Genomic DNA, 13,227 nt, shown 5'->3' with positions numbered 1-13,227 from the left:
TTTCGTACTTTTGCATTTCTAATAAAATGAATGAGATGTTACAAGATCCAAAAAGATATACTGTTACTGCCGCTTTGCCTTATACTAACGGCCCCATACATATAGGCCACCTTGCCGGTGTTTATGTCCCTTCAGATATTTACTCACGCTTCCTGAGGCTTCAGGGTAAAGACGTGGCGTTTATCTGCGGAAGCGATGAGCACGGAGTTGCCATATCTATGAAAGCCAAGAAAGAAGGTATTACGCCGCAGGAAGTGATAGACAAATACCATGCTATCATTAAGCAGTCTTTTGAAGATTTCGGAATCTCTTTCGATAACTATTCGCGTACATCTGCAAAGATTCACCACGATACCGCATCGGAGTTTTTCAAAAAGCTATACGGCGAAGGCAAATTCATAGAAGAAGTTACTGAGCAGCTGTATGATGAAAAAGCAGACCAGTTCCTGGCTGACCGTTTTGTAACCGGAACCTGCCCTAAATGTAGCCATCCGGAAGCTTATGGCGACCAGTGCGAAAACTGTGGTACTTCCCTTAACGCTACTGACCTTATCAATCCTAAGTCTACCATAACAGGAACAACACCTGTATTAAAATCTACCAAACACTGGTTCCTGCCACTTGACCAATATGATGCATTCCTTCGCGAGTGGATTCTTGAAGGCCACAAGAACGACTGGAAACCTAATGTATACGGACAGGTAAAATCATGGCTGGAAGACGGGCTTAAGCCTCGTGCCGTAACCCGCGATCTTGACTGGGGTATCCCGGTTCCTGTAGAAGGTGCCGAGGGCAAAGTGCTTTATGTATGGTTTGATGCGCCTATCGGGTACATCTCATCGACTAAAGAATGGGCACAGCGCGAAGGTAAAGACTGGGAGCCATATTGGAAAAGTGAAGACACCAAACTGGTTCACTTTATCGGGAAAGACAATATCGTTTTTCATTGTGTGATATTCCCTGCGATGCTTAAAGCTGAGGGTTCTTACATTATGCCGGACAATGTTCCTGCTAATGAATTCCTGAACCTTGAAGGCAATAAACTGTCTACCTCCAAAAACTGGGCGGTGTGGTTACATGAGTACCTTCAGGATTTCCCTGGCCAGCAGGATGTACTGCGTTATTCGCTTACAGCAACTGCGCCTGAGACTAAAGATAACGACTTTACCTGGAAAGATTTCCAGGCAAGAAATAATAATGAGCTGGTAGCTATCTTCGGTAATTTCATTAACCGCGTGGTAGTGCTTACCAATAAATATTACGAAGGTGTAGTACCATCTCCTAACGCTTACAGCGATGTGGATGAGGCTACCCTTACCGAAATGCGTGCTTATCCTGCCGTGATCGCATCGTCTGTAGAACGTTACCGTTTCAGGGAAGCTTTGAGCGAGCTTATGAACCTTGCACGCCTTGGTAATAAATACCTTGCTGACGAAGAGCCCTGGAAAGTGATTAAGGAAGATCCGGCACGTGTACAGACACAAATGTATGTGGCACTTCAGATCGCTGCCGCATTATCAGTACTTTCTGAGCCATTCCTTCCATTTACGGCTGCCAAGCTTAAGAACATGCTGTCTATAAGTGAAGGTTCACTGAACTGGAATGATATTACATTAAAATCAGACCTTCTTGCTGCAGGAAACCAGATTGGCCAGGCCGAACTGCTTTTTGCCAAAATAGAAGATGAGGAAATACAAAAACAAATAGACCGCCTTGAGGCAACCAAAACCGCTAACATGGCAGAAAATAAAAAGGCTGAACCGCAAAAAGACCTTATTGCTTTTGAAGATTTCGCTAAAATGGATATTCGTACAGGAACCATTTTAGAGGCTGAAAAAATGCCGAAAGCCAACAAACTTTTAGTACTTAAAGTTGACACAGGTATCGATGTGCGTACTATCGTTTCGGGTATTGCCGAAAGCTTCACTCCTGAAGAAGTGATTGGCAAACGCGTTACCGTATTGGTTAACCTTGCGCCTCGTGCCCTTCGCGGCGTTGAAAGCCAGGGTATGATCCTGATGACGCAAAACGCCGAAGGCAAGTTGGTATTCGTCAACCCTGATACCGATGGTGTTGGAAACGGTGAAGTGATTAGTTAAATATAGTATTACAATATAGTAAGAAGCCCCATCACTGGGGCTTTTTTATTTTTAAAGAACTACTATTCAGACTAAAAACCAACACGCTGTGTATTACTATTTTAGGATTATTCTGTCAAAAGAATTTCTTGTTAAATATTTACCAAAAGAATTATCTTTGCTGTTAAAATTTTAATTAAGGACCTCCTAACCAAAACCTTACTGTATGAAAAACAATTACTTTTTCTTGTTTTTTTTATTTATCTCCGTATTACTTAATGCGCAATCCTTAGAACTTGAAGAACACTGGTGGATACCCAATGGAGATGTTTACACCGTTGTGAAAGACGGCAATACCGTTTATCTGGGCGGTAATTTTACATTATTTGGGCCAAGTATTCCTTATGGAACTTCTATTAGTACTGCAAACGGGCAGCCGGATCTGAATTTTATAAAACCTAACGGTGTAGTGAGAGCTGTAGTACCTGATGGTGCCGGTGGCTGGTATATTGGAGGACAATTTACTGCTGTAGGCGGAGAGGCAAGAAACAGGATTGCAAGAATAAACAGCGATGGATCACTGCATCCATGGAACCCCAATGCAAATAATGCAGTATTGGCAATTGCTGTAAGTGGCAATACTGTTTATGTGGGAGGTGATTTTACTAACATAGGCGGCCAAACAAGGAACAGGGTAGCTGCAATCGATGCAACAACAGGCCTTGCTGATTCCTGGAATCCAAATTCAAATGGCACTTTAACTACAATTGCTGTAAATGGCAGTACCATATATGTCGGAGGTGCATTTACTACGATAGGTGGTCAGACACGAAACAGGATAGCCCAAATCGATGCCGCAACAGGACTTGTTACTTCTTGGGATCCAAATACAAATGGTACTATATATACAATTCATGTAAATCCAACTACGGTATATGCCGGAGGTCTTTTTACCTCCATTGGAGGACAGACAAGAAACAGGATAGCAGCACTTGATGCCACTACCGGCCTTGCTACAGCATGGAATCCTAATGCAAATAGCACTGTATATGCAATTGATGTAAGTGGAACTACAGTATATGCCGGAGGTGATTTTACTACCATTGGAGGACAGACAAGAAACAGAGTAGCTGCCCTGGATACCACTACCGGTCTGGCTACAGCATGGAACCCTAATCCAAACAGTTTTGTACGTAGCCTTGTTGTAAATGGTACTACAGTATATGCCGGAGGTGATTTTACTACCATTGGAGGACAGACAAGAAACAGATTAGCCGCCCTGGATACCACTACCGGTCTGGCTACAGCATGGAACCCAAGTACATCAGGTCTTGTACGTGCTCTTGCTATAAATGGCACTAGTATATACGCTGGTGGAGATTTCACAACTATTGGAGCAGGACTGACACGAAACAATATAGCTGCCCTGGATGCCACTACCGGCCAGCTTACACCATGGAACCCCAATGCAAATAACACAGTACAATCAATTGTAGTGAATGGCGCTACGGTATATGCCGGAGGTCTTTTTATCTCCATTGGAGGACAGACACGAAACCGAATAGCTGCCCTGAATGCTACTACCGGCCTTGCTACAGCATGGAATCCTAATGCTAACAACAATGTATATTCTCTAGCCGTAAACGGAACTACTTTGTATGCTGGAGGCGCTTTTACCACTATAGGTGGGCAACCCAGAAATTATATTGCAGCATTGGATTCCGCAACAGGTCTTGCGAGTTCTTGGAATCCTAATGCTAATAATTATATAGAAACGATTGCAATAAATGGAGGCACGGTATATGCCGGAGGTAGCTTTACCACTATAGGTGGACAACCCAGAAATTATATTGCAGCATTGGATGACACAGCGGGGGTAGCCACTTCCTGGAACCCCAATGCAAATACATACATAAAGACAATTGCAGTAAATGGAGGCACGGTGTATGCCGGAGGTTTTTTTACCTCTATAGGTGGACAACCCAGAAATTATATTGCAGCATTGGATGACACAGCAGGGCTAGTCACCTCTTGGAACCCTAATGCAAGTAATGTTGTAACTACAATTGCTGTAAATGGCGGCACAGTATATGCAGGAGGAACTTTTAGCGTTATAGGTGGGCAAACCAGAAATAGGCTTGCTTCACTTGATGCTACGACAGGACTAGCTACTTTGTCGGATCCTAATTTAAACAATGTTGTAACGGCAATTGCTGTAAATGGCGGCACAGTATATGCAGGAGGGACTTTTACTGGTGGTATTTCAAGAAGAGGGTTTGCAGTTTTTAACTCATGTACAATTACTGCTTCAGCAGGCCCTCAGACAAATGTCCTATGCCACGGCAATACTACAGGTCAGGCTACAGTTAACGTAACAGGCGGTACGGGAGCATACAGCTATAGCTGGAATACCACTCCGGTACAAACTACAGCTACAGCTTCAAACCTTGCAGCCGGAACCTATATAGCGACAGTAACTGACGCTAACAATTGTACGGCAACCCAATCATTCACTATTACAGAACCTGCCACTGCGATTACTGCTACGGCAGGAACTCAGGTTGATGTTCTTTGCCACGGTGCTGCTACCGGCGAAGCTACGGTAAATGTTACAGGTGGTACAGCTCCTTATACCTATAGCTGGAATACTACACCGGTACAAACAACTGCTAACGCTACTGCCCTTGCAGCCGGTACTTATACGGTAACGGTAACCGATGCCAACCTTTGTACAACAACACAAGCCTTTACTATTACAGAGCTAACTGCACTTGTTGCTACGGCAGGAACTCAGGTGGATGTTCTTTGTCAGGGTGCTGCTACCGGCGAAGCTACGGTAAATGTTACAGGTGGTACAGCCCCTTATACCTATAGCTGGAATACTACACCGGTACAAACAACTGCTAACGCTACTGGCCTTACAATAGGTACGTATACGGTAACAGTTACAGATGCCAATTTGTGTACAACAATACAGAACTTTACGATTAGAGACCCATATTCATCAGGGACTATATATATTCAGGATTTTGAGGGAACATTCCCTTGGGGCATGACGGTAAATGCAATTAATGGAACTTCAAATGTTTGGTTTAAAAGAGGGAGTGCATCGGGAGGTAATCAGGCCGGAGGTACCGGATACTTCGCCAGTGCCGATTCTGATTATGTTTGTAGTGGTTCATGGGATACAGTATTGGTCACACCAACACTAGATTTTACAGGTCATACAGGCGTTTCACTTACTTTTAATAGCTCTTTCCTGGATTTTGTGGGTGCAGGCGAAATATGGGTAGATGTCAGTACAAACGGAGGTACAGCATGGACAACAGAATTTCATGAAACAAATGACATGACTACAGGTCCGATTACCGTAGATCTTGGGGATTATGATACAATGTCCAATGTATTGGTACGTTGGAGATATTCTGACAATAATGATGGTTGTGCATGGTACTGGAATATAGATGATATTTTAATACAAACTACAGGAGTACTACCACTTACTGTAACGGCAGGGCCTCAGACAAATGTTTTATGTCATGGCAATGCTACAGGTACAGCCACTCCTACTGTAACAGGTGGTATAGGAACTCTTGCTTACAGTTGGGATACTACTCCTGCTCAAACAAGCGCTACCGCTACAGGACTTGTTGCAGGTACTTATAATGTAACGGTAACCGATGGTAATGGGTGTTCAAAAACCCAGGCTTTCACGATCACACAACCTGCTGCACCACTTACAGCAACCGCAGGAACCCAGGTTAACGTCTTATGCTTTGGTAATACTACAGGTCAGGCTACAGTTAACGTAACAGGTGGAACAGGAGCCTACAGCTACAGCTGGAATACAACACCGGTTCAGACTACTGCAACTGCAACTAATCTTGCCGCAGGAACGTATACCGTAACAATAACCGACGCTAACCTTTGTACAACAACGCAAGGATTTACCATTACTGAACCTTCGGCTGCGATGACCCTTACACCAAACACAACCCAGACGGATGTATTGTGCAACGGTCAGGCTACAGGATCTGCCACAGTTGCTGTAACCGGCGGAACAGGAACGTATACTTACCTGTGGAGTAACACACAAACCACAAATACCATTACAGGCCTTACAGCCGGAACGTATAGCGTTGATGTAACCGATGCAAACGGATGTATATTAACCCAAAGTTATACCATTACCCAGCCATCAGCACTTACTGCTTCAGCAGGTACTCAGGTAGATGTTCTTTGCTTTGGCAATGCAACAGGTACTGCTACCGTAAATGTTACAGGCGGAACAGGAGCTTATACGTATAGCTGGAACACCATTCCGGTACAGACAGCTGCAACGGCAACAGGCCTTGCTGCAGGAACTTATAACGTAACAGTAACCGATGCTAATCTTTGTACAACAACGCAAAGCTTCACTATTACAGAACCTACATTACTTACGGCTTCAGCAGGAACCCAGACCAATGTATTATGCTTTGGCAATACAACAGGCCAGGCTACCGTAAATGCTACAGGCGGAACGGGAGCTTACAGCTACAGCTGGAACACGACACCGGTACAAACCACAGCAACGGCAACAGGTCTTGCAGCCGGAACGTATACTGTAACAGTAACCGATGCTAACCTTTGTACAACAACGCAAGGCTTCACAATAACACAGCCTGCTGCTTCGCTTACAGCTACTGCAGGGCCTCAGACAGATGTTCTGTGTTTTGGTAATGCAACAGGTTCAGCTACCGTAAATGTAACAGGCGGAACAGGAACATATACCTATAGCTGGGACACAACACCGGTACAGACAACTGCTACAGCAACAGGCCTTACAGCCGGTACGTATACCGTAACAGTAACTGACGCTAACATGTGTACAACAACGCAAAGCTTCACTATTACACAGCCGGCTGCACCGCTAACGCTAACGCCAAATACAACCCAGACCAATGTATTGTGTAATGGTCAGGCTACAGGATCTGCCACAGTTGCTGTAACCGGCGGAACAGGAGCTTATACTTACCTGTGGAGCAATTCACAAACCTCAAACACCATTACAGGTGTGACAGCCGGAACGTATAGCGTAACGGTAACCGATGCCAACGGATGTACAATATCAAACAGTTTTATTATTACCCAGCCTACAGCACTTGTTGCTACCGCAGGGCCTCAGACCAATGTACTGTGCTTTGGCAATACTACAGGTCAGGCTACAGTTAACGGTACAGGCGGAACAGGAGCGTATACCTATAGCTGGAACACTATACCGGTACAAACTGCTGCAACGGCAACTAATCTTGCAGCAGGAACGTATACGGTAACAGTAACCGACGCTAACCTTTGTACAACAACGCAAAGCTTCACTATAACACAGCCTTCTCAGGCACTAAGCATAACACCTAATACCTCACAGGTTAATGTATCATGTTTTGGAGGTACTAATGGTTCAGCAACCATAGCTGTAAACGGTGGAACAGGAACGTATACCTATAGTTGGAATACTACACCAGTTCAAACCAATGCTACAGCAACAGGCCTTACAGCCGGAACGTATAGTGTAACGGTAACCGATGCAAACGGATGTACGCTATCTAACAGCTTTACCATAACACAGCCTGCAGCACTTGTAGCTACGGCAGGACCTCAAACTAACGTATCTTGTTTTGGAGCAGCAAACGGGTCGGCTGCTGTAAACGTTACAGGAGGTACAGGAGCCTACTCTTATAGCTGGAATACGACTCCGGTACAAACTGCTGCTACCGCTTCAGGACTTGCAGCCGGCAGCTATACCGTAACTATAACCGATGCCAATGGTTGTACAACAACACAAATGTTCACTATTACACAGCCGCAGCAACTTACAGCAGGTGTAAATAATTTCACCAATGTGCTTTGCTTTGGAGCTGCTACAGGATCGGCAACTGTAACTGTTGCAGGAGGTACTTCACCCTACACTTATGCATGGAGTAACGGACAAACTGCAGCTACTGCTACCGGACTTACAGCAGGAACCTATACTGTAACTGTAACAGATGCCAACGGATGCCCAATCAATGCGGGAATAACCATTACACAACCATCAGCATTGGTTGCCACGGCAGGTGCACAAACCAACCTGCTATGTTTTGGTAACACTAACGGGTCGGCTACGGTAAATGTTACCGGAGGAACGGGAACCTATACTTACATCTGGAATACGACACCTGTACAAACAGCAGCCACTGCTTCAGGACTTACAGCAGGTATTTATACCGTAATGGTTACCGATGCCAACCTGTGTACAACAACACAGTCGTTTACCATTACACAGCCTCAGGCTGTTTCGGGTTACTTTACCGTTGCCAATTCCGATTGCCATGCAACCGGGTCGGCTACTGTTCACGCAGTAGGAGGCACTGCTCCATATACCTATCTGTGGTCTAATGGAACAGCAACACCAAACCTGCTGAATGCACTTCCGGGGACATATACGGTAACTATAACGGATGCAAATGGATGCTCGAATGTATTAAGCACGACAATTAATGGTACTGTACCTATCGTTATCATTTCTGCACCACAGTCGGTTCTCATTGACGGAGGGGAGACTGCAGTATTTACCGTACAGGCCCAGAATGCAACAACCTATCAGTGGCAGGTTAGTACAGACGGAGGGCAAACATTTACAAGCTTAAATTCTGGTGGCTCTATGCCGGGTTACTATGGTGTTGCAACAGCAACGCTTACTGTAGTGAATGCATATTATGCGATTAGTGGATATCAGTACAGGGTAGTATTGATGCAGCAAAACGGATGTTACATCTTGTCTGATGCAGCAGTGTTAACTGTAAATCCGCCGGTAGTGGGGACACCTGACATCAAACGACTGGAGATGACTATCTATCCTAATCCTGCTTCAACCGATGTATTTGTTAAAATCCCTGATTTTGGATTATTAGGTGATATAACGGTTGCTATGTACGACCTGAACGGAAGGATAGTAAGAACAGAAGAACTGATCACATCTGAAAATTATCGAATCGATGTTACAGGCCTTGAATCTGCTGTTTATATTATCAGCATAACTTCTGATGCTGGCAGAACTGATAAAAAGGTTACCATCAAAAAGTAATTAAAACTTTAAATTTATAAAAGAGCCGGCTCATAATGAGCCGGCTCTTTGTTTTTAATGTATTGTTATGAAATAAATCATTTCTTGAACCTATACTCATACTCCTTAAAGGGTTCCGATAAAAATTTATCGACAGCAACATTGAACGGTTCAGGATTTTGTCGTGGTACGCGATGGCCTTCTCCCGAAATAATTGCCAGATTCGCATTCGGGATATTCTTATAGATAAAGAGCGTGTGTTCCTCTTTTATCACATCCCTGTCGGTCGAAATAACCAGTACGGGAATCTTTATCTTTTGAAGGTCTTCTGCTGTGATATGCGGCTGAAATTCCATCATGCGATTCTTTTGCCTTTCCAGTTCCCAATCCTTTGAAGTGTCCTTAGCGGCCAGCATTTTCTCAGCATTAAGGCGCTCTGCTTTTATTTCGGTGATACCTTCAGGGTAGAGTCCGTCAGGCTGCATGTTGGCACTGAAGGCCACAATTTTCTTTAGATGTTCCGGTTGGTACATACCCATCATAATACCAATAATGCCTCCATCACTTTTCCCTATAACAGAAACCGATTCCAGTTTCATCTGGCGTATAAAAACAGCCATGTCATTAGCTTGCTGGCTATAGCTTAAGGTGTCTTTCCCCAGATCAGATTTTCCTCTTCCCCGGCAGTCAATAGCATATACTTTGTATTTTTTAGAGAAGAATTCTATTTGCGGAGCCCATCCTTTAATACCTGTTGAGTTTCCATGAATTAGCAATAAAGGCTCACCTTCTCCGTATGTTTCATAATAGTGTTTTACGCCATTTAGCGTAATGTATTTTCCAACTTCCTTATTATCTCCGTACTGAATTACAGTCTGTGCAGACAGGTGTAAACAGAAAATCAAAGCAAGAAGATGTAACGCGGTTTTCATAGGTTGGTGATTGATTGTGAATGCTCTAAGATAATATATCTCTTCTTTTGTTTTCAAGACAAGAGAAGAATTCCCTAACTTTATAGAACATAACCTCTTAATGGCATCGGTATGAATAGCAGCACAAAAGGCTTTCTGATCTTCATTGCAGTATTCTGTATTATCCTTGTATTGGGTGATATCTTCTTGTGGGTCAACATTACCAACCAATATTACGACCCGGACACTTTACGAAGAGAATATCTTGACAGATATCCATCGCAGGCCAGGAACATACAGGGGCTGAGCATACTCCCATTGATACTGCTGGTGTTTGCTTCGCTGGTGTTTATCCGTTCGGCAAAAACCAATTTCATTAAGGTAACTGCTGCAACTATTGCTGTAGTGCTGGCACTTATCATTATCTGGAAAATGTTTTACCTTATGTAAATACTTATATTATCTTCGCCCCTACGAAAAATTATTGATGCTCCCTATCGCTTACCATTCTATTTACAAACATCCGCTTCCGGAAGGACACCGCTTCCCGATGATAAAATATGAACTGCTGCCACAGCAGCTGCTTCATGAAGGTACGGCAATACCTGCTGATTTTCACGAGCCCGGCCTGCCTGATATGGCCAATATACTGGCAGTGCACGATAAAATCTATGTGGATGAACTGCTCAATCTAACGCTCGACCCACGAGCAGTGCGCAAGATTGGTTTTCCGCTTTCGGCAGAATTGGTAGAACGTGAATTGCGCATTGCACAGGGAACGATCTGGGGAGTGCATAAAGCTATTGAACATGGTATCGCCTTCAATATTGCCGGAGGTACGCATCATGCCTATAGCGACCACGGCGAAGCCTTCTGCCTATTGAACGACCAGGCTATCGGGGCTCAGTACCTCATCAATAACAATCTTGCCAAAAAGGTTCTGATTGTGGACCTCGATGTGCATCAGGGGAATGGCACTGCGGAGATCTTTACAGATAATGATGCTGTGTTTACCTTCTCTATGCACGGAAAGACCAACTATCCATTCAAAAAAGAAATATCCGACCTCGATATTGCCCTTCCGGACAATACAGGAGATGAAGAATACCTGTCAATACTCCATGAAACGCTTCCTAAACTCATCGACGAACAAAAACCGGATTTCATCTTTTACCTGAGCGGGGTAGACATACTGGCATCAGATAAGCTTGGCAAACTGGGCTGTTCGCTTAATGGATGTAAACAGCGCGATGCGTTTGTGTTATCGCTTTGCCGTAAATTAGAAATCCCGGTGCAGTGTAGTATGGGTGGTGGCTATAGCCCGGATATTAAGGTTATTATTGAGGCACATGCGAATACCTATAGAGTTGCGAGGGGATTATATTAGATTTTTCTCTTTCTTTTGTCTTGAAACAAAAGAAACAAAAATTCAAGGCTGGCACCTGTTTACGCTACAAATCATTCGCTTCGTCTAAAAGATTTGAACTCGCTTCGCTCAAACAGAAAATCTTTCTTAACGCCTCTTCTCATGATTTGCTTAACGCTAAACAGCTGATGCCTTAGCTCCAGTCATAACCTACAGCCGTAATCGGATATTGGGACAGGGGTGAAAATAAAAAAGCCCTTTCGCTGGGGGCAGTCGAAAGGGCCAAAACCTCCTTTATATAAAACCGGTTTTATTTACCTAAAAGCAGCACGTCACTAACAACAACCTCTGTAATGTAGCGTTTCTCTCCATTTTTGTCGTCGTAGCTGCGATGCGTCAGCTTGCCCTCTATGGCCAGCTCTTTACCTTTAGTGACATACTTCTCAATAATCTCGGCGGTCTTCCCCCAGGCGGTCACTGTGTGCCACTGGGTATCAGTTATGCGCTCGCCTTTGTCGTTGGTATAGCTCTCATTCGTTGCGAGTACCAGACGGGCAAGTTTTTTCCCGGCGTCAAAAATTTTGATCTCAGGGTCGGCTCCTGCGTTACCTATCAGCTGTACTTTGTTTTTTAATGCGTTCATGGCGTGTAAAAATTAAATTGTTATTGTTAAATCATTTCCTGCTGTACGAGATTATTTCGTAGTTTCAACATTGCAAAATTGCGCCGGCTGCCAAAACTTATTCGGTTGTTAACTGTTTATGGTCGGTTGTAGTTATTTGTAAACGTTTGTAAACGGAAAAATTATTTGTATATTTACATAATATCAGGAGATTATGCAGGCAGAGATAAACAAGGTAGAATTACGAAATTTAAGGATAGAAGATTATAAAGAGCTGCGCGTCTCGATGCAGCATGCCTATAAGGATGTAGATCTTGATATGGACGAACCCTATTGGGCTGAGAAAGACATCAAGCGCCTGCTTAAGATCTTCCCCGAAGGGCAACTGGTGGTTTTGGTAGACGACAAAGTGGTAGGGTCTGCGCTTTCGCTTATTGTTGACCATAAAAAAGCTACTGCAAACCATACCTACGAAAAGATTATCGGTAATTACACATTTGACACCCACGATTATGAGGGTGAGGTGCTTTATGGTATCGATGTATTCATAGATCCTGAATATCGTGGCCTTCGTTTGGGCAGGCGTTTGTATGAGGCCCGTAAAGAACTCTGCGAACAACTGAACCTGCGCTCGATCATTTTTGCGGGCAGGATGCCCGGTTTTGACGAACACGCTAACGAACTTACTCCAAAGGAATATATCGAAAAAGTACGTCTTAAAGAGATACACGATCCCGTACTGGCATTTCAGCTAAGCAATGATTTTCACGTAATAAGGATTATGCGCAATTATCTTGAGGGCGACAAAAACTCTCAGGATTATGCGGTGCTTATGGAGTGGAGCAACATTTATTATGATAAAAGTCCTGTACTTATCAATACCCGTAAGAGTATCATACGTTTAGGATTGGTACAGTGGCAAATGCGACCGCTGGCAAATGTAGAAGCGCTTTTTGAACAGGCCGAATTTTTTATCGATGCGGTGTCAGGCTATGGAAGCGATTTTGCCCTGTTCCCTGAACTATTTATCGCTCCGCTTATGGCCGACTTTAACCACCTGAGCGAGGCTGATGCCATCAGGGAAATTGCGCGCTATAGTGAACCTATCCGTAAACGTTTCCAGGAGATGGCTATTTCTTACAATATCAACATCATTACCGGAAGCA

The 13,227-nt window shown here is 44.0% G+C and carries 7 protein-coding genes; 5 read left to right on the top strand and 2 right to left on the bottom strand.

Annotation, left to right across the window (positions count from 1 at the left end; genetic code table 11):
* The first annotated feature begins 35 nt into the window (after positions 1-35).
* Together metG and ACX0HA_RS15240 are read left to right on the top strand one after the other, a co-directional pair.
* Complete coding sequence (metG, locus tag ACX0HA_RS15245) at positions 36-2,099, top strand: methionine--tRNA ligase (RefSeq protein WP_458846165.1); 2,064 nt, start codon at positions 36-38, stop codon at positions 2,097-2,099.
* A 205-nt stretch (positions 2,100-2,304) separates the two neighbouring features.
* A complete protein-coding gene (locus ACX0HA_RS15240) occupies positions 2,305-9,183 on the top strand; it encodes a T9SS type A sorting domain-containing protein (protein WP_458846164.1) in 6,879 nt (2,292 codons plus the stop codon).
* A gap of 77 nt (positions 9,184-9,260) precedes the next feature.
* Here the strand turns inward: ACX0HA_RS15240 and ACX0HA_RS15235 are convergent, their stop codons facing one another.
* Complete coding sequence (locus tag ACX0HA_RS15235; protein WP_458846163.1) at positions 9,261-10,094, bottom strand: alpha/beta fold hydrolase; 834 nt, start codon at positions 10,092-10,094, stop codon at positions 9,261-9,263.
* Between the two features lie 111 nt (positions 10,095-10,205).
* Between ACX0HA_RS15235 and ACX0HA_RS15230 the strand changes: the two genes are divergently transcribed.
* Both ACX0HA_RS15230 and ACX0HA_RS15225 read left to right on the top strand, forming a co-directional pair.
* Complete coding sequence (locus ACX0HA_RS15230) at positions 10,206-10,523, top strand: hypothetical protein (RefSeq protein WP_458846162.1); 318 nt, start codon at positions 10,206-10,208, stop codon at positions 10,521-10,523.
* 37 nt (positions 10,524-10,560) lie between these two features.
* Positions 10,561-11,460 carry a histone deacetylase family protein gene (locus ACX0HA_RS15225; protein WP_458846161.1) on the top strand — a complete coding sequence of 300 codons (900 nt, stop codon included), beginning with the start codon at positions 10,561-10,563 and terminating at the stop codon, positions 11,458-11,460.
* Between the two features lie 289 nt (positions 11,461-11,749).
* Here ACX0HA_RS15225 and ACX0HA_RS15220 read toward each other — a convergent pair whose 3' ends face one another.
* On the bottom strand, positions 11,750-12,082 hold the full coding sequence (locus ACX0HA_RS15220; protein WP_458846160.1) for a single-stranded DNA-binding protein: 333 nt from the start codon (positions 12,080-12,082) through the stop codon (positions 11,750-11,752).
* 193 nt (positions 12,083-12,275) lie between these two features.
* Between ACX0HA_RS15220 and ACX0HA_RS15215 the strand changes: the two genes are divergently transcribed.
* The coding region (locus ACX0HA_RS15215; protein ID WP_458846159.1) for a GNAT family N-acetyltransferase at positions 12,276-13,227 on the top strand (952 nt) is incomplete at its 3' end.

This window comes from Flavobacterium hauense (assembly GCF_054457175.1).
The sequence above is the reverse complement of the archived record's forward strand: the minus strand, read 5'-3'. Positions and strand labels throughout refer to the sequence as shown.

Bases quoted from the DNA above. Each gene is read 5' to 3' on its own strand.
- ACX0HA_RS15230 (WP_458846162.1), top strand. From the start codon at position 10,206: ATGAATAGCAGCACAAAAGGCTTTCTGATCTTCATTGCAGTATTCTGT.
- ACX0HA_RS15225 (WP_458846161.1), top strand. From the start codon at position 10,561: ATGCTCCCTATCGCTTACCATTCTATTTACAAACATCCGCTTCCGGAA.
- ACX0HA_RS15240 (WP_458846164.1), top strand. From the start codon at position 2,305: ATGAAAAACAATTACTTTTTCTTGTTTTTTTTATTTATCTCCGTATTA.
- ACX0HA_RS15235 (WP_458846163.1), bottom strand. From the start codon at position 10,094: ATGAAAACCGCGTTACATCTTCTTGCTTTGATTTTCTGTTTACACCTG.
- metG (WP_458846165.1), top strand. From the start codon at position 36: ATGTTACAAGATCCAAAAAGATATACTGTTACTGCCGCTTTGCCTTAT.
- ACX0HA_RS15220 (WP_458846160.1), bottom strand. From the start codon at position 12,082: ATGAACGCATTAAAAAACAAAGTACAGCTGATAGGTAACGCAGGAGCC.